16 protein-coding genes are annotated in these 16,619 nt (G+C 74.1%); 6 read left to right on the forward strand and 10 right to left on the reverse strand.

The window, feature by feature from the left end:
- Window positions 1-119 precede the first annotated feature (119 nt).
- Both recA and ACFC2L_RS11450 read left to right on the forward strand, forming a co-directional pair.
- Window positions 120-1,235 (forward strand): recombinase RecA, encoded by a 1,116-nt coding sequence (recA, locus tag ACFC2L_RS11445; protein ID WP_375824425.1) that lies wholly within the window; start codon window positions 120-122, stop codon window positions 1,233-1,235.
- Window positions 1,236-1,351: 116 nt separating this feature from the next.
- The gene (locus tag ACFC2L_RS11450) at window positions 1,352-1,861 is read left to right on the forward strand and encodes a regulatory protein RecX (RefSeq protein WP_375824426.1); all 510 of its coding nucleotides are present in this window, start codon (window positions 1,352-1,354) and stop codon (window positions 1,859-1,861) included.
- Between the two features lie 5 nt (window positions 1,862-1,866).
- Here ACFC2L_RS11450 and ACFC2L_RS11455 read toward each other — a convergent pair whose 3' ends face one another.
- The 4 genes from ACFC2L_RS11455 to ACFC2L_RS11470 form a co-directional block, all read right to left on the reverse strand.
- Window positions 1,867-2,769: an amino acid ABC transporter permease gene (locus tag ACFC2L_RS11455; RefSeq protein ID WP_375824427.1), complete on the reverse strand. Its 903-nt coding sequence runs from the start codon at window positions 2,767-2,769 to the stop codon at window positions 1,867-1,869.
- On the reverse strand, window positions 2,766-3,455 hold the full coding sequence (locus ACFC2L_RS11460) for an amino acid ABC transporter permease (protein WP_375824428.1): 690 nt from the start codon (window positions 3,453-3,455) through the stop codon (window positions 2,766-2,768). The genes ACFC2L_RS11455 and ACFC2L_RS11460 overlap by 4 nt, the downstream gene beginning before the upstream one ends.
- Before the next feature lie 99 nt (window positions 3,456-3,554).
- The gene (locus ACFC2L_RS11465; protein WP_375824429.1) at window positions 3,555-4,433 is read right to left on the reverse strand and encodes a glutamate ABC transporter substrate-binding protein; all 879 of its coding nucleotides are present in this window, start codon (window positions 4,431-4,433) and stop codon (window positions 3,555-3,557) included.
- A gap of 103 nt (window positions 4,434-4,536) precedes the next feature.
- Complete coding sequence (locus ACFC2L_RS11470) at window positions 4,537-5,355, reverse strand: amino acid ABC transporter ATP-binding protein (RefSeq protein ID WP_375824430.1); 819 nt, start codon at window positions 5,353-5,355, stop codon at window positions 4,537-4,539.
- A gap of 102 nt (window positions 5,356-5,457) precedes the next feature.
- Here ACFC2L_RS11470 and miaB point away from each other — a divergent pair, with 102 nt between their 5' ends.
- Window positions 5,458-7,131 carry a tRNA (N6-isopentenyl adenosine(37)-C2)-methylthiotransferase MiaB gene (gene miaB / locus ACFC2L_RS11475; RefSeq protein WP_375824431.1) on the forward strand — a complete coding sequence of 558 codons (1,674 nt, stop codon included), beginning with the start codon at window positions 5,458-5,460 and terminating at the stop codon, window positions 7,129-7,131.
- 112 nt (window positions 7,132-7,243) lie between these two features.
- Here the strand turns inward: miaB and ACFC2L_RS11480 are convergent, their stop codons facing one another.
- Window positions 7,244-7,756: a YbjN domain-containing protein gene (locus ACFC2L_RS11480; RefSeq protein ID WP_375824432.1), complete on the reverse strand. Its 513-nt coding sequence runs from the start codon at window positions 7,754-7,756 to the stop codon at window positions 7,244-7,246.
- On the reverse strand, window positions 7,753-8,352 hold the full coding sequence (locus tag ACFC2L_RS11485) for a YbjN domain-containing protein (protein ID WP_375824433.1): 600 nt from the start codon (window positions 8,350-8,352) through the stop codon (window positions 7,753-7,755). Before ACFC2L_RS11485 ends, ACFC2L_RS11480 begins: the two co-directional genes overlap by 4 nt.
- A gap of 74 nt (window positions 8,353-8,426) precedes the next feature.
- Here ACFC2L_RS11485 and ACFC2L_RS11490 point away from each other — a divergent pair, with 74 nt between their 5' ends.
- Window positions 8,427-9,053, forward strand: coding sequence for a hypothetical protein (locus ACFC2L_RS11490; RefSeq protein ID WP_375824434.1), 627 nt, complete (start codon window positions 8,427-8,429; stop codon window positions 9,051-9,053).
- Here ACFC2L_RS11490 and ACFC2L_RS11495 read toward each other — a convergent pair.
- The 3 genes from ACFC2L_RS11495 to ACFC2L_RS11505 are packed head-to-tail and all read right to left on the reverse strand — an operon-like array spanning window position 9,043 to window position 13,549.
- Window positions 9,043-11,091, reverse strand: coding sequence for a hypothetical protein (locus ACFC2L_RS11495; RefSeq protein WP_375824435.1), 2,049 nt, complete (start codon window positions 11,089-11,091; stop codon window positions 9,043-9,045). The genes ACFC2L_RS11490 and ACFC2L_RS11495 overlap by 11 nt on opposite strands.
- Window positions 11,088-13,055, reverse strand: a complete 1,968-nt coding sequence (locus ACFC2L_RS11500) for an HSP90 family protein (RefSeq protein WP_375824436.1) — start codon at window positions 13,053-13,055, stop codon at window positions 11,088-11,090. The genes ACFC2L_RS11495 and ACFC2L_RS11500 overlap by 4 nt, the downstream gene beginning before the upstream one ends.
- A complete protein-coding gene (locus tag ACFC2L_RS11505) occupies window positions 13,052-13,549 on the reverse strand; it encodes a YbjN domain-containing protein (RefSeq protein ID WP_375824437.1) in 498 nt (165 codons plus the stop codon). The genes ACFC2L_RS11500 and ACFC2L_RS11505 overlap by 4 nt, the downstream gene beginning before the upstream one ends.
- A gap of 177 nt (window positions 13,550-13,726) precedes the next feature.
- Here ACFC2L_RS11505 and miaA point away from each other — a divergent pair, with 177 nt between their 5' ends.
- Window positions 13,727-14,782, forward strand: coding sequence for a tRNA (adenosine(37)-N6)-dimethylallyltransferase MiaA (miaA, locus tag ACFC2L_RS11510; protein WP_375824438.1), 1,056 nt, complete (start codon window positions 13,727-13,729; stop codon window positions 14,780-14,782).
- A complete protein-coding gene (gene dapF / locus ACFC2L_RS11515; RefSeq protein WP_375824439.1) occupies window positions 14,779-15,819 on the forward strand; it encodes a diaminopimelate epimerase in 1,041 nt (346 codons plus the stop codon). The genes miaA and dapF overlap by 4 nt, the downstream gene beginning before the upstream one ends.
- 9 nt (window positions 15,820-15,828) lie before the next feature.
- Here dapF and ACFC2L_RS11520 read toward each other — a convergent pair whose 3' ends face one another.
- Window positions 15,829-16,539, reverse strand: coding sequence for a class I SAM-dependent methyltransferase (locus tag ACFC2L_RS11520; RefSeq protein WP_375824440.1), 711 nt, complete (start codon window positions 16,537-16,539; stop codon window positions 15,829-15,831).
- Window positions 16,540-16,619: the final 80 nt, after the last annotated feature.

Genomic DNA, 16,619 nt, shown 5'->3' on the forward strand with positions numbered 1-16,619 from the left:
GGACGCCGGTCCGGCACGACGATCCACAGGCTCGAGGGTCGCCGGAGCCGCGTGTCGGTGGCTGCCCGTAGCGTCGGGCCACAACGAACAGATGAACGTCGAACCGAAGGTGGACTGACATGCCCGCACCCGCAGACCGCGAGAAGGCGCTCGAGGCAGCCCTCGCCCAGATCGACCGGAGCTTCGGCAAGGGCTCCGTGATGCGCCTCGGCGAGGAGGGCCGCGCCCCCGTCGAGGTCATCCCCACGGGCTCCATCGCGCTCGACATCGCGCTCGGCATCGGCGGCCTGCCGCGCGGGCGCGTCATCGAGGTGTACGGCCCGGAGTCCTCCGGCAAGACCACGGTCGCGCTGCACGCCGTGGCGAGCGCGCAGCGCGCCGGTGGCATCGCGGCGTTCATCGACGCCGAGCACGCGCTCGACCCCGAGTACGCCAAGAAGCTCGGCGTGGACACCGACGCCCTGCTCGTCTCCCAGCCGGACACGGGGGAGCAGGCGCTCGAGATCACGGACATGCTCATCCGCTCGGGCGCGCTCGACATCATCGTCATCGACTCCGTCGCGGCGCTCGTGCCCAAGGCCGAGATCGAGGGCGAGATGGGCGACAGCCACGTCGGCCTTCAGGCCCGCCTCATGTCGCAGGCGCTGCGCAAGATCACGGGTGCGCTCAACGCGTCCGGGACGACCGCGATCTTCATCAACCAGCTCCGCGAGAAGATCGGCGTCTTCTTCGGCTCGCCCGAGACGACGACCGGTGGCAAGGCGCTGAAGTTCTACGCCTCCGTCCGCCTCGACATCCGCCGCATCGAGACGCTCAAGGAGGGCACCGACGCGGTCGGCAACCGGACCCGCGTCAAGGTCGTCAAGAACAAGATGGCCCCACCCTTCAAGCAGGCCGAGTTCGACATCCTCTACGGCGTCGGCATCTCGCGCGAGGGCGGCCTCATCGACATGGGTGTGGAGCACGGGTTCGTGCGCAAGTCCGGGTCGTGGTTCACCTACGGTGGCGACCAGCTCGGCCAGGGCAAGGAGAACGCGCGCTCGTTCCTGCGCGACAACCCGGACCTCGCCAACGAGCTCGAGAAGAAGATCAAGGAGAAGCTCGGCGTCGGGGCTAAGGTCGACGCGCCGGCCGACCCGGCCGCGGGCGCGACGGTCGCGGCCGACGGCGCTGCGGCGCCCGCCGCGGCGAAGGCCCCGGCTGCAGCCGCCAAGGGGAAGAAGTCGCCGTTCTGATCGGCGAGCAGGACGGGGACGAGGGCGTCGAGCCCTCCGGCCCGCCCGAGGAGGACGACGGGCGTCGTGCCGGCCGCAAGGCCGCGCGGCGCCCGCGCCCGACCCTCCACGAGCTCGTGGAACGGGGCGAGATCAGCGACGCCGACCTCGCCGAGCGCGCCCGGGAGACCGTGCTGCGGATCCTCACGGCCGCGCCGAAGAGCCGCGCGGAGCTCGCGCAGTCCCTCGCGCGCAAGGGCTACCCCGAGCACGTCGTGCTGCCGATCCTCGACCGGCTCGAGGAGGTCGGCCTCGTCGACGACGCGCAGTACGCGGAGATGATCGTCCGCACCCGGCACGCGGAGCGCGGGCTGTCCCGCCGCGCGATCTCGACCGAGCTGCGCCGCCGCGGCATCGACGGCGAGGTCGGCGCCGCGGCGCTCGAGCAGGTCGACGACGACTCCGAGGCCGACGCGGCCCTGGAGCTCGCGCGCACGCGCCTCGCCCGCACGCGTGGCCTCGACCGTGACGTGCGGGTGCGCCGGACCGTCGGGGCGCTCGCCCGGAAGGGCTACAGCCCGTCGCTGGCCTTTGAGATCGTCCAGCGAGAGCTCGACGCCGAGGCGGTCGAGCCCCCGCTCGACTGAACCCGTCAGCGGGTGACGGAGACTGCGGGTGCGTCCTCGGCCGGTCCTCCCGCGACGACCGTGGGGTTCCCGATGCCCGGGCCGGCGGCCGTCGCGCCCGCGGTGCGGCCGCTGAGGAAGCGGGAGAGCCAGCGCGCCACGAGGGTCAGCAGCCAGTTGATGACGATGAAGATCACCGCGGCGAGCACGAGCGACTGCAGGATGTTGCCGTTGCCGACGCCGTAGAGCTGCGCGGCCCGCAGGAGCTCGTTGTACGTGATGATCTGCCCGAGCGCGGAGTCCTTGAGCACGACGACGAGCTGGGACACGAGCGCGGGGAGCATCGCGATGAGCGCCTGGGGGAGCTGGATCGACCGCAGCGTCTGCCCCGTGGTGAGCCCGATCGCGAGCCCGGCCTCGCCCTGGCCCCGGGGGAGGTTCCCGACGCCCGAGCGGACGAGCTCGGCGATGACGGAGCCGTTGTAGAGCACGAGCGCGAGCACCACGGCGAGGAACGGCGCGTCGTCGACGTGGCTGAGGCCCAGGAGCAGCCAGAAGAAGATCATCATGAGCAGCACGGGCACGGCCCGGAAGAACTCGACCACGATGCCGCTCACGACGCGCACCGCGCGCAGGTGCGACAGCCTGCCGGTGCCGAAGAGGAGCCCGAAGACCAGCGCGCCGACGATGGCGAAGCCGGCGGCGCGCAGCGTGTTCTGCAGGCCCGGGATGAAGTAGTACTGCCACGCGTCGGCCGTGAACAGCGACGACCACAGCTCGGGGGCGAGCTGGCCCTTGTTGCCGAGCGCGACGAGCACGAGGGCGGCGACGCCGAGCACGACGATCGCCCCGACCACGTTGCCGATCATGATCGCGCGTCGCGCCCGGGGGCCCGGGGCGTCGAAGAGGACGGACTGCTGGGTGCTCATCGGCGGACCGCCAGTCGGTTCGAGAGGGACGTGGTGAGCAGCCCGATGGGGATGACGAGGATGACGTAGCCGATCGCGAACGTCAGGAAGATCCCGTAGATGTAGTTCGAGTTGAACTCGATCATGGTCTTCATGAGGCTCGACGTCTCCGTCGTGACGCTCGCCGCCGCCGCGACCGTGGAGTTCTTCAGCAGCGCGATGAGCGTGTTGCCGAGCGGCGCGACGGAGCCGCGGAACGCCTGGGGCAGGATGATGAGGCGCGCCGCGGGCAGGAACGGCAGGCCGATCGCGCGCGCCGCCTCGGCCTGGCCGAGCGGCACCGTGTTCACGCCCGACCGGATCGACTCGCACACGAACGCCGCGTGGTAGATCGCCAGGCCCACGACCGCGAGCCGGAAGAAGTTCGCCGCGAAGTCGGGTGCGAGCGTGACGTTGAGCTGTCCCCACAGCCCCAGCACCATGAAGGTCATGATGATGGTCAGCGGCGTGTTGCGGAACACGTTGACGTACGCGGTCCCGGCCCAGCGCAGGCTCGGCACGGGGGAGATGCGCATGAGCGCGAGCGCCGTGCCGAGCACGAGCGCGAGGATCGCGGCCCAGAACGTCAGCTGGATGTTGACCCAGAACGCGCCGAGCACGTCGTACTCCCGGGCGAGCGCCCAGGTCTGCGACAGGTAGTCACCCACGGTTGGTGGTCCTCCGGGAGGGTACGTGCCGGGCCGGGTCGACGGCCCGGTGGCCGGGGGAGCGGCGCACCGGCGCGCGGCTCCCCCGGCCGTGGACGGTCAGGCGCAGGGGTCGACCGTCGGAGGGTTCTCGCTGGCGTTCGGCGTGTACCCGGTGCCTTCGGTGTTCTTGGTGACGAACTCCTCCCAGGAACCGTCCTCGATCATCTTCTCGATCGCGGTGTTGACGTCCTCGCAGACGTCGTTGTCCTGCGGGAGCCCGACGCCGTAGCGCTCGGTCGAGAACGGCGCCCCGACGACCTTGACCTTGCCCTTGTTGGCGGGCTGGGCCGCGAGGCCCGCGAGGATGATGTCGTCGGTCGTGACGGCGTCGACCTGGCCGGCGGTGAGCGCGGTGACGCACTCGGCGTAGCCGGGGCGCTCGAGGAGCTGCACGCCCGCGGCGTACTCGTCCTTGATGCGCTGCGCCGACGTCGAGCCCGTGACGGAGCAGAGGTTCTTGCCCTCGAGCGACTCCGGTCCGGTGATGTCGGTGTTGTCCTCGGCGACGAGCAGGTCCTGCCCGGCCACGAAGTACGGCCCGGCGAACGCGACCGTCTCCTTGCGCGTGTCCGTGATGGAGTAGGTCGCGAAGATCATGTCGACCTGGCCGGTCTGGAGCATCGTCTCGCGCTGGGCGGACGGCGCCTCGACCCACTCGATCTGGTCCTCGCCGTAGCCGAGCTCGCCTGCCACGTACGTGGCGACGTCGACGTCGAAGCCCGTGTAGGTGGAGCCGTCCTGGTACCCGAGCCCCGGCTGGTCGAACTTGATGCCGATCTTGATCGAGCCCTCGGCGCCACCGCCGGTGTCGCCCGTGTCGGTGGCCGTGTCGGTCGCGTCGTCGTCGCCGCCGCCGACCTCGCCGCCGCCGCACGCCGCGAGCGTGAGCGCGGTGAGAGCGGCCAGCACGGCAGCACCTGCGTGTCGTGTGCGCATCGTTCCTACCCTTCGTGAGTGGTGGACGCCCGTCGAAGGTGTGCCTCGACGGTCGACCGGGTTCTGGGGCTGTCGGGCCGGGCTCGTGCCTGCCCGGCGGGGTTCAGTGGGTGAGGATCTTCGAGAGGAAGTCCTTGGCGCGGTCGCTCTTGGGCGCGGTGAAGAACTCCTCGGGATGGGCCTCCTCGACGATCTGGCCGTCGGCCATGAAGACGACCCGGTTCGCGGCCTTGCGGGCGAAGCCCATCTCGTGCGTGACGACGATCATCGTCATGCCCTCCTTGGCGAGGGCGACCATGACGTCGAGGACCTCGTTGATCATCTCGGGGTCGAGCGCCGAGGTGGGCTCGTCGAAGAGCATGACCTTGGGCTGCATCGCGAGCGCGCGGGCGATGGCGACGCGCTGCTGCTGCCCGCCGGAGAGCTGGGCGGGCATCTTCTGCGCCTGGTTCATCACGCCGACGCGGTCGAGCAGCGCGAGCGCGCGGTCCTTCGCGACCTTGGCCTTCTCGCGCCGCACCTTGACGGGGCCGAGCGTGACGTTGTCGAGGATCGTCTTGTGCGCGAAGAGGTTGAAGGACTGGAAGACCATGCCGACGTCGGAGCGCAGCCGCGCGAGCGCCTTGCCCTCCTCGGGCAGCGGCTCGCCGTCCACCAGGATCTCGCCGGAGTCGATCGTCTCCAGCCGGTTGATCGCCCGGCACAGCGTCGACTTGCCCGAGCCCGACGGGCCGATGACGACGAGCACCTCGCCGCGCCGGACGGTCAGGTTGATGTCCCGGAGCACGTGCAGCTCCCCGAAGTGCTTGTTGACGTCGCGCAGCTCGACGAGCGGCTCACCGAGGACCTGCTCGGCGGGGAGGGGCTGAGCGTCCTGCGCGCTGCGCTGCGCGTCGGACGGCGAAGAGGTTTCGTCGGCCATTCCTGGACACTATGTCCCTTCTGTTGCACGGTGCCACCTCATCCGGCAACAGTCGGGCAACAGTTCCGTAACACGGCACCCGGCGCCGTACCCTGGACGGTGATGTCCACGATCGCCCCCGCCCCCGTCCCGGCCGCGCTCGCACCCGGTGCCACCTCCGGTGCGCCGGTCGACGACGCGCACCCGCGCACCTACGTCGTCCGCACGCTCGGTTGCCAGATGAACGTCCACGACTCCGAGCACATGGCCGGGATGCTGGAGGAGGCGGGGTACACGCGCGCGAGCGCGGACGACGAGGCCGCGAACCGCGCCGACGTCGTCGTCATCAACACGTGCGCCGTGCGGGAGAACGCCGCGACGCGCCTCTACGGGAACCTCGGCCAGCTCGCCTCCGTGAAGGCCGCGCGGCCCGGGATGCAGATCGCCGTCGGCGGCTGCCTCGCGCAGAAGGACCGCGGCACGATCGTCGAGAAGGCGCCGTGGGTCGACGTCGTCTTCGGCACGCACAACCTCGACGCGCTGCCCGTGCTGCTCGAGCGCGCACGCCACAACGAGGCCGCGCAGGTCGAGATCGCCGAGTCGCTGCAGGTGTTCCCGTCCACGCTGCCGACGAAGCGCGAGTCGGTCTACGCCGGCTGGGTGTCGATCAGCGTCGGCTGCAACAACACGTGCACGTTCTGCATCGTGCCGCACCTGCGCGGCAAGGAGCGCGACCGTCGTCCGGGCGAGGTCCTCGCCGAGGTCGGGGCGCTCGTCGAGGCCGGTGCCATCGAGGTGACGCTGCTCGGCCAGAACGTCAACAGCTACGGCGTCGAGTTCGGCGACCGCGGCGCGTTCGCCAAGCTCATGCGCGCGTGCGGGACGATCGACGGCCTCGAGCGCGTCCGGTTCACGTCGCCGCACCCGGCCGCGTTCACCGACGACGTCATCGCGGCCATGGCCGAGACGCCGAGCGTCATGCCCCAGCTCCACATGCCGCTCCAGTCGGGCTCCGACCGGATCCTGCGCGCCATGCGCCGCTCCTACCGCTCCGAGCGGTTCCTCGGGATCCTCGACCGGGTGCGGGCCGTCATGCCCGACGCCGCGATCACCACCGACATCATCGTGGGTTTCCCGGGGGAGACCGAGGAGGACTTCGCGGAGACGATGCGCGTCGTCGAGGCCTCGCGCTTCTCCTCGGCCTTCATGTTCCAGTACTCGCCCCGCCCCGGGACGCCGGCCGCGACCATGGACGAGCAGCTCCCCAAGGAGGTCGTCCAGGAACGCTTCGAGCGGCTCCAGGCGCTCCAGGAGCGCATCGCCGGCGAGGAGTCCGCACGCCAGGTGGGCCGGACGATCGACGTCCTCGTCGGCGAGGGCGCCGGGCGCAAGGACGGCGCCACGCACCGCGTGACCGGACGCGCCCCGGACAACCGGCTCGTCCACCTCGCGCTCCCCACGGACGTCGTCCCCACGGCGCCCGACGACGCCGCGACCTCGTCCGGCGCGACGCCCTGGTCCACGGACCCGCGCCTCGCGGACGACCTCGACCCCCGCATGCCGCGACCCGGTGACGTCGTCACGGTCGAGGTCACGCGCTCCGCGCCCCACCACCTCATCGCCGACTCGGCGGTCGGGGGCGGCACGTTCGCGGTGCGGCGCACCCGCTCCGGCGACGCGTGGGCGCAGCGCGAGCGCGCCCGCCTGGGCGGTGCCGACGACGACCACGGGCACGGTCACGGCGGCGGCGCCGCGTCCGGCCCCGTCGCCCTGGGCCTCCCCACGCTCCGCGCCTGAGCCGCCGATCCCGGCCCCGCGTGCCCGGACGCGCGTTCCGGGCGCGCATGCCCGCCAGTGCTTGCTGGCCGTGCGGACCTGGACGTGCGCGGCCCGGACGTGATGGCCGGCGTCAGTCGTCCAAGGTTCCCGGGGGGAGCTGGGCGCCGATGGCGTGGAAGAGCTGGACGGCTGTCCCCAGGCCGCACGAGACGGTCTGGGCGAGCTGGTCGTCCGTCGCGCCGTGCTCGAGGTCGACGGAGACCTCGGCGTAGAGCGCGAGCCGGCCCGCCTCCTCGCGGACGTAGACCTTGGGCCAGATGCGCTCGCGGTTCCAGTCGTTCACGGCCTGCAGGGTCACGAGCCGGGACTCGAGCGGGAGCGACGTGGACCAGCGGCCCCGCACCTGGAGGATCTCGGAACGGTCGCCGAGCAGCAGGAACCAGAAGCGGTGGCCGTCCCACGTCCCGGTGATGTCCCCGTCGTCGTCCACGCGGAAGTGGTACCCGCGACGCGTGAGGTGGTCGCCGATGCGCGCCATCGACAGCGCGCGCGGCAGCTCCTCCTCGCGCGGGAGCGAGTCGGGCGCCTTGGGGCGGCGGTTGCCGAACAGGCGTGCGAACCAGTTGGTGCGGGCCTGCGTCATGGCGCCTGCCTCGCGGGGTCGGGGTAGAACTCGTCGAGCGCGTCGAAGAACATCGACCCGGTGCTCAGGCCGCACTGGAGGAGCTGGTCGAGCTGGTCGTCCGTCACCCCGTGCTCGAGGTCCACGGTCACCTCGGTGAAGACCTGGATCATCCCGTTGTCGCGCACGCGCGTGTACGTCTTGGGCCAGATCCGGTCCGCGTTCCACTCGTTGCAGAACTCGAGGATCTCCTCCAGCCGCTCGAGCGCGAGGTCGCGGTTCCACTGCCCGCGGACCTGCAGGATCTCGTCGCCGTGGCCGAAGAGCAGGAAGTAGAACAGCCGGCCGTGCCACAGCCCGCCCACGTCGCCGTCGGAGTCGACGAAGTAGCTGTAGCCGCTGTCGGTGATCCACTCGACGACCCGGGAGAGGGACAGCGGGGTCGGGGGTCGCAGCACGTCCGTCGCGACCTGGCCCAGCTCCCGCGCCAGGAGGTCCTCGACCTGCGACTGCAGCTCGTCCCCGGCGCGGCCGGGAACGGCCCCGCCGCCGTCCGGAGCCTCGCCGGGATCACCGTCCCGCCGGTCGTCGTCGTCCTGCGCCCCGAAGAACCTCACCCACCCACCGTACTCGCGCGCGCCCCCGGACGCCGCATCGCCGACGTCGTCCCGGCGACCGCTACGGTGGGCGCGTGACCGTCCGCGCCGTCGTCCTGCCCGGTACCCCGCTGCTCGTCCCCGGCGCCGCGGGTGCCGCCGCGGTGCTCGGCGCCACGCGCACCGCGGCGCTCGCGGCGCTGGGTCGACTGGTGGACGGCGTCCCGTCCCTGCGCGGGGATCGGTCCGCCCCGGCCCCCGTGGTCGTCGTCGCACCGGGAACCGCACGGACGCGGGGACCGGCACGGGCGTCGCTCGCGGCGGCGGGCGTCGCGGACACCTGGCTCGACACCGCCTGGGCCGTCGCGACCCGGGCGGGCGGGCCGGGAGCCCCCGTGGCGGGGACGGCCGCGTCGGTCGGGCTCCTCGCCCTGGCCGGTGCCGGCTGGGCGGGCCCCGTCGACGTCGTCGAGCTCGGTGACGACGAGGCCGCCGCGCAGGCGCTCGGCGCGGACCTCGCGCGGCAGGGTGCGCGGGTCGTCGTCGTGCACGACCCGCGGAGCGCGGCGCCGGACGCCGTGCTCGCCGGGTTCGGAGCCGCGCCCGACGACGGGCACCGCCACGTCGCGACGGGGGAGTACGAGGAGCGCGGCTACGAGGTGCGCTGGTTCGACGACGGCGCCCTCGCCTCCCCGGCGCCGGCCGGGCCCGTCAGCCGCTGAGCCCCGCCCCGACGGCGGCCGCGTCCTGCTCGCGACCGAGGCGGCGCAGCGTCGCGACGAGCTCGTTCGCGACCATCGTCCGAGCGTCGCGGTCGTGGACGATCGCGAAGCCCTCCATCGCGGACTCGAGGAGGTCGACGGCGTCCGCGTCGGCTCCGGCCGCGGTGCGGGAGCGGCCCGCGAGCCAGAACGCGTGGGCGGCGTCGCCGACCTGGCCCGCGCGGGCGAACTCCTCGGCCACGGCCTCGGCGAGCGTGGCCGCGGCGTCGAGCTCTCCTGCGGTCGCCAGCAGCCGGGCACGGGTGTCCCGCAGGTCGCGGCGCTCCCGCTCGTCGGCGGCGGAGTCCCGCTCGACGAGGTCGGCCGCGCGGGTCGCCTGGCCGACGACGTCGGGACCGGCGGCGTCGAGGTCGTCCAGCGTGCGCTGGAGCTGCGCGAGCGCGCCGGTCACGTCGCCGCGCCCGGCCTCCAGCCGTGCCGACGCGCGGACGACCGGACCGACGAACCGGGGGGCGACGCCGCCCGCGCGCAGGAGCGCGAGGGCGTGCACGAACGCCGGGGCGGCGCCGTCGTCGTCGCCCTCGACCGCGGCGAGCTGAGCCGCCTCGGCGAGCGCGAACCCTGCCCGGTCGAGGTGGCCGGCCGACTCCAGCAGCGCTGACGCGCGCCGCAGGAGCTGCGCGGCGCGCACCGGGTCCTCGCCCGTGACGTCGTCGGCGAGCCGGAGCAGACCTTCGGCGTCGGTGGGCTCGTCCCCGGCGTGCTCGGCCTGCCCAGCGTGGTCGGCGCTGTGCTCGGTGCGTGCGAGGTCCGCGGCGGCGTCACCGGTGGGCGCCGGGGCCGGGCCGTCCGACGGGTGCGCCGTCCCCCGGTCGTCCGCCGCGCCGGCGGCGTCGACGGTCGGGGCGGCCGGGGCACCGGCCACGGGCCCCGGTGCGCCCGACAGGACCGAGAGGTCCACGGGCAGCGAGCGCGCCCCGTGGTCCCACGCGGCGCGCAGCCGCTCGGTCGCGGCGGGCGTGCCGTTGCGGTCGTCGAACGAGCGCGCGAGCCCGGCCGCCTCGCGGCGCACCCAGTCGTCGAGCTCGGCGACCGTGGTCGCGGGCACGTCGCGCAGGGCGAGCGGGGCGTCCGCGTGCTCGGCCCGCAGCACGCCCGTCGCGACGCTCACGCTCGTGAGGAAGCCGAGCCGGTCGCCCGGCGAGTCGGCCTCGGTGAGGAACGCCTGGTGCTCGGCGAGCAGGCGCAGCGCGCGCGACGCGTTCCCGGTGCGCGCGAGGAACTCGACGTGCCGGCCCTTCGGGCCCGTCATCGACACGCCGGTGTCGAGATGCCGCAGCCCGCGACGGTGCGTGCGGGCGGCGGCCTCGGCGTCGCCGACCGCGACGTACGCGAGCTGGAGGTGGGAGAGCATGTCGCCGGGCTCCGTGGCGCACGAGGGCGACCCCTGCAGCACCTGCTCGAGCAGCCGGATGCCCTCCTCGTGGCGCCCCGTCTCGAAGAGGTACGCGGCACGGTCGCCCGGCTCGCAGGCCTCGCACTGGGAGTACTCGTCCCGCGGGGTCGCGACCCACGCCCGGTAGGCGTCCTCGACGTCCGCGCCCCCGCGCTCCCGGGCCCACTCGAAGCGCTCCAGCGCGACCGCGTTCGTACCGTTCCCGGCGAGCGCGTAGCGCCGCGCCATGTCGTCGAGCGTGCGCTCGATCTGCGCGGCGGGGACCGTGGGGAACTCCATGAGGTGCCCGACCATCCACTTGAACGACCAGAAGAGCGAGTGCGCGTCCTCGGCGTCGAAGTGCTCGGGGTGCTCGTCCCACCAGCGCAGCAGCTTGGTGAACGGCAGGTAGGCCTTGGTGACCTCGCCGCCCCAGACGAAGGACTCGACGAGGACGAAGAGCGCGTACGCGCGCGCCCCGTCCGGCCCCTCGGCCTCCACGCGCTCGACCTCGGCCGCGGCGGCCGTGGAGCGCGCGAGGCCGTAGGGCATGCGGCGGACGTCGTACAGCGTGGCGTTCACCTGGTCCACGGACCGGGTCATCGGTTCTCCTCGTCGGTGTGCTGGTCGGTGTGCTTGTCGGGGCGGGGGGTCGCGAGGGCGCGGGCCAGCAGGAGCGACAGCGAGTCGTTCATGAGCGTCGCCTCGACGGGCTGCAGCGCCTTGCCCGACGCCAGCACCGCGGTCACGTACAGCGAGCGGGCGCCCGCGGCGCGGACCTCGGCGTCGGGGCTCGCGAGCAGGTCGCGGACCGTGTCGTTGGCGTCGTTGAGGACGAGCCGACGGGGGCGGACCGGGCCGCTGAGGCCCGCGAGGACCTCGCCCCACAGGTCCTCGGTCTCGGCCACGCGGGCCGCCTCGCGCGCGTGGTCGCCGTCGCGGTCGTGCAGCAGCATCGCCGGCAGGGCGTCCGGCTCGTACCGGCGCAGCACGACGTCGCAGTCCTGCTCGGCGAGCGCGGCGTCGAGCGACGCCAGCGCGTCCGCGACCTCGAGCTCGCGCAGGGGCTCGACCTCGTCGAGGACGTGCGCGACGTCGGTGGCGGAGACGGGCGACAGCCGCCACTGCGGGAACCGCGCCGCGACGCGCTCGAGCAGGTCGGCGTCGTAGACGTACCCGCCGTTGACGACGGCGAGGCCCTGGGCCGCCGCGACGGGCGCGATGCGGCGGAACTCCTCGACGCTCGACGTGTAGAGCAGGCGGGCCTGCGGGTGCGCCTCCGCGAGGTCGGCGAGCGTCCCCGTCCCCGCGGTCGTCTCGAACGGCAGCACGCGCGCCGCGACGTCGAGCATCTCGTCGTCGGTGAGCGCGAGCGCCCGGACCGCGAGGTGGTGGGTCTCCAGGAAGCGGCGCGCGAGGACGGTGTCCGTCGCGAGCGTCTCGAGCAGCCACCGGCGGACCTGCGCTCCGAGCGCGTCCCGGGTCGCGAGCAGGACCTCGTCCTCGTACAGGCCCTCGCGCGACGCGGTCGGCCGCAGCACGGACGCGTCGAGGACGCAGCGGACGAAGAACGCCCACGGGGGCAGGAGGTCGTCGACGGCGCTGCCGAGCAGCATGCGCTTGAGGTAGACGCGGTGCCGCGCCGTGGTCGTCGGCGCGACCGCGGCGGGCAGCACGTACCCGACGCCGGACAGCCCCGCGAGGGGCAGGTCGAGGTCGATCCGGGCGAGCGGGCCGAAGCCCAGCGTCCGCTCGGCGTAGGCCGTCAGCGCCGCGTCGCGCGCGGCGGGCGTCGGGTGCGCGGCACGCCAGGGCAGCTCGTCGCCGCTCAGCCGGCGCAGCACGACGGGCGCGTCCGCGCCGACCGGGGCCGCGTCGTCGAGACGCGTCTCGACGAGCAGCTCGACGGGCAGGAGCGAGCCGAAGTCCTGCGCGAGCGCGACCACGGTCTCGGGCGCGAGCCAGTGCTCGGTGTCCCGGCGCGGACGCAGGCGCACGACGCTCCCCGGCTCCGCGGGCGCGTCCGGGTCGTCCGGGCCCAGCTCGACGAGCTCGTACCGCCCGTCGGCGCGGCCCCGCCAGCGCACCGGCGCGACCGGGGCGCCCGACGGGCTCGGGCGGGCCGAGCGCGAGACGAGCTCGATCTCGTCGGCGACCATGAACGCCGAGAGCAGCCCGATGCCGAACTGGCCCAGGAACTCCTCGCGGCCCGAGCCCAGCTCGACGTCGCGCTTGGAGCTGCGACCGATGGTCGCGAGCAGCTCCTGCGCCTCGTCGCGGGTCAGGCCCACGCCCGAGTCGTGCACCTCGAGACCGCCGTCCGGGAGCGGGCGCAGCAGGATGCGGCTCGGTGCCTCCGAGCCCTCCAGCGCGACCCGCGCCGTGATCGCGTCGACCCCGTTCTGCAGGAGCTCGCGCAGGTAGACGCGCGGGCTGGAGTACAGGTGCCGGGCGAGGAGGTCCACGACGCCCCGCAGGTCGACCTGGAACGCCGCCGTCGCCTCCCCGCCCGGGGCCGTGCCGTGCGGGGAGACCCCGCCGTCGGTGCGCTCGTGCGCCGCGCTCACCGCGCGTCGACGTCGGGGCCGTCGGCGACGACGGCCTGCGCCGCGGTGTCGGGGAAGCGCTCGTCGAGCGCGTCGAAGAACTGCAGGCCCGTGAACAGGCCGCACTCGACGAGCTGGCCGAGCTGGTCGTCCGCCGCGCCGAACTCGAGGTCGGTCGCGACCTCGGTGTACACGGCGACCTGGTCGTCCTCGACGCGCGTGTAGACCTTGGGCCAGATCTTGTCGCGGTTGAACTCGTTGGCGACGAGCACGACCTGCGCCTCCGCGGCGGCGGGCAGCGTCCGGTTCCACCGGCCGCGGACCTGCAGGATCTCCTGCTTCTCGCCCATGAGGAAGAAGAAGAACACCTTGCCGTCCCAGTTGCCGCCGAGGTCCCCGTCGGAGTCGACGAAGTACCGCCAGTCGCGGCTCTTGAGGAACGCCTCGACCCGCTCGCGCGTCACCGGCGCGTTCTGGCTGGTCGGGGCGGCGTCCGGCTTGGTGAAGAAACCCATGTGCTCGAGTCCTTGTCGTCGGTGCGTGCGTCCGTGCGCCGCCCGCGGGAGGGCGGGTCGGGGCACGCGACGGGGTCGGTGGCGGGCCCGCGAGCAGGCGGACCGTCCACCGGACACACTACGCATCACCGCCCACACGACCCAGGCCCGGGCGACCCGGCCGGTACCGTTGCGCGGGTGAAGACCGAGCCCGACCCGACCGGCGCGCAGCACGGCGACGACCCGTACGGCCGCCGCGTCGTCGTCGCCGTCGTGGGACCGACCGCCACGGGCAAGTCGGACCTCGCCCTCGACCTGGCCGAGCGGCTGTCCGTGCCCGGCGCGCCGGCGGAGATCGTCAACGCCGACGCGTACCAGCTCTACCGCGGCATGGACGTCGGCACCGCGAAGGTCCCCGTCGACGAGCGCCGCGGCGTGCGCCACCACCTCCTCGACGTGCTCGACCCCGTCGAGGACGCGTCGGTCGCGCGCTACCAGGAGGAGGCCCGCCGGACGCTCGACGAGATCGCCGCGCGCGGGGCGCGCGCCGTCGTCGTGGGCGGGTCGGGCCTCTACGTGCGCGCCCTCCTCGACGACATGCGGTTCCCCGGCACCGACCCCGCCGTGCGCGCGGCGCTCGAGGCGCGTGCCGAGACGGAGGGGACGCGCGCGCTGCACGACGAGCTCGCCCGGCGCGACCCCGCGGCGGCCGCGAGCATCGGCCCCGCCAACACGCGACGGGTCGTCCGCGCCCTGGAGGTCATGGAGCTCACGGGTGAGCCCTTCACCGCGAACCTCCCGCGGCAGGTCTACGTGCGCCCGACCGTCCAGCTCGGCCTCGACTGCGACCGCGCGGTGCTCGACGCGCGCGTCGCGGGCCGGGTCGAGCGGATGTGGGCGCAGGGGCTCGTCGACGAGGTGCGCCGGGTGGAGGCGCGGGGGATGGGCCGGACCGCGCGTCGCGCCGTCGGGTACGCCGAGGTGCTGGCCGCGCTCCACGGCGAGACGACCGAGGACGCCGCGCGCGAGGCCGTCACCGCCAACACGCGCCGCCTCGCGCGCAAGCAGATGGGCTGGTTCGGGCGCGACCCCCGCGTGCGCTGGCTCGACGCGCAGTCCCCGACGCGCGTCGAGGACGCGCTCGCGCTCGTCGCCGTGGCCGACGAGCACGCCGCCGCGTCCGCCCGGGGCGAGGCCGTCGGGCCGGACGAAGCGGACGGCGCCGCACCGGTGCGCCGTAGTCTGGGCTCATGATGCGCACCCGCTTCACCAAGGGCCACGGGACCCGCAACGACTTCGTGCTGCTCGCGGACACGACGGGCGAGCTCGACCTCACGCCCGAGCTCGTGCGCGCGCTCGCGGACCGCCGCGGCGGGATCGGTGGCGACGGCGTCATCCGCCTCGTCCCGACCGCGCTCGTGCCCGAGTCGCGCGAGGTGCTCGCGGAGGACCCGCACGCCATCTGGTTCATGGACTACCGCAACGCCGACGGCTCCGTCGCCGAGATGTGCGGCAACGGCGTGCGCGTGTTCGCCGCGTTCGCCGAGCGGCTCGGGCTCGTGAGCTTCGCGGGCGGGAACGAGGTCCCCGTCGGGACGCGCGCGGGCGTCAAGCGCGTGCGCAAGGAGGACGACGGCTGGTTCGCGGTCGACATGGGCCCGTGGTTCCTCCCCGGCGGCCGGCCCGCGCTGCACGACGGCTACGACGCGACCGTCGTCGTCCGCGGCTGGGAGGTCCCGCGCCCCGCGCTGAGCGTCGACCTCGGCAACCCGCACACGGTGCTCGCCGTCGCGCGCGAGGACGTGCTGGCACACGCGGACCTCACCCAGGCGCCGGTCGTCGAGCCGCACCCGGCGCACGGGACGAACGTCGAGCTCGTGGTGCCGCTGGGTGAGACGACGGCGGACGACGGAACCCTCGTCGGTCGCGTGCGCATGCGCGTCCACGAGCGCGGCGTCGGGGAGACGCCGTCGTGCGGCACCGGTGCGTGCGCCGCGGCGCTCGCGGTCCGGGTCTGGGGCGGCCCGGACGCGCCGGACACCTGGCTCGTCGACGTCCCGGGCGGGACGGTGCGCGTGCGGGCGCTCGAGGGCGACCGCGTCGAGCTCGCGGGACCCGCCGAGCTCGTCTACTCGGGCGAGGTGGACCTGGCGGCGTTCCTGCCCGCGCTCGCGGCGTCGGCCCCCGACGACGGCGTCGACGGCGACGGCGACGGCGCCGACGCCGCCACGACGGCGGACGACCACGAGGCCGAGCCCGTCGCGACCGAGGACGACCGCGCGCCGGTCTGACGGTCGGGCTCAGCCCGGGGCCACGACCTCCAGCACCCGGAACCCCTTCGCGCTCGCGGCGCGCTCGACGACCGCGCCCTGCAGGTGCGGCGGCAGCGCCTCGGCGAGCCACCGCTGGAGCGAGTCCGACCCGAGGTTGCGCTGCACGACGAGGTGCGCGCTCGCGCCCGGCGCGAGGCGCGGGAGCCAGTGCAGCAGCATCGCGTGCAGGACGTCCTTGCCGACCCGGATCGGCGGGTTCGACCACAGCGCGGCGAACGCGACGTCGTCGGGCACGTCGTCCGGCACGACCGCACGGACGTTCGTCAGGCCGAGCCGCTCCGCGTTGCGCCGCACGAGGTCGAGCGCGCGCTCGTTGACGTCGACGGCCCACACGGTCGCGCCCGGAGCTTCCAGGGCCATCGTGAGGGCGACCGGGCCCCAGCCGCAGCCGAGGTCGAGGACGTGCGCGGCGTCGCCGTCGGACCCGCCGTCCGCGCGGGCGGACCGGGCCGCCACGACGTCGTCGAGCGGTGGGGTGGTGCGGAGCAGGACCTGCGTGCCGAGGTCGAGGCGCCCGGGGGAGAAGACGCCGGACGCGACCTCCACCTCGACGTCACGTCCCGCAAGGCGCACGGAGATCGTGCGGCGCTCGGCGGGGGACGCCGGCTTCGCGGTGAAGTAGTGGTCCTGCGTGCTGTCGTGCGCAGGGTCGACGGCGGGGTCCTGGTCCTCGGTCACGTCGGCCGATCCTACGCGGACCGGCACGCGGACGACGGCGGCCGGCTCCGTCCGCGCAGGGCTCACCGGCTTATCCGCTG

Origin of the sequence: Cellulosimicrobium sp. NPDC055967, from assembly GCF_042269845.1 — a bacterium.
Classification (GTDB): Bacteria; Actinomycetota; Actinomycetes; order Actinomycetales; family Cellulomonadaceae; genus Cellulosimicrobium.

Coding starts and splice junctions, on each gene's coding strand:
- recA (WP_375824425.1), top strand. CDS start 120: ATGCCCGCACCCGCAGACCGCGAGAAGGCGCTCGAGGCAGCCCTCGCC.
- ACFC2L_RS11455 (WP_375824427.1), bottom strand. CDS start 2,769: ATGAGCACCCAGCAGTCCGTCCTCTTCGACGCCCCGGGCCCCCGGGCG.
- ACFC2L_RS11465 (WP_375824429.1), bottom strand. CDS start 4,433: ATGCGCACACGACACGCAGGTGCTGCCGTGCTGGCCGCTCTCACCGCG.
- ACFC2L_RS11470 (WP_375824430.1), bottom strand. CDS start 5,355: ATGGCCGACGAAACCTCTTCGCCGTCCGACGCGCAGCGCAGCGCGCAG.
- miaB (WP_375824431.1), top strand. CDS start 5,458: ATGTCCACGATCGCCCCCGCCCCCGTCCCGGCCGCGCTCGCACCCGGT.
- ACFC2L_RS11480 (WP_375824432.1), bottom strand. CDS start 7,756: ATGACGCAGGCCCGCACCAACTGGTTCGCACGCCTGTTCGGCAACCGC.
- ACFC2L_RS11495 (WP_375824435.1), bottom strand. CDS start 11,091: ATGACCCGGTCCGTGGACCAGGTGAACGCCACGCTGTACGACGTCCGC.
- ACFC2L_RS11505 (WP_375824437.1), bottom strand. CDS start 13,549: ATGGGTTTCTTCACCAAGCCGGACGCCGCCCCGACCAGCCAGAACGCG.
- dapF (WP_375824439.1), top strand. CDS start 14,779: ATGATGCGCACCCGCTTCACCAAGGGCCACGGGACCCGCAACGACTTC.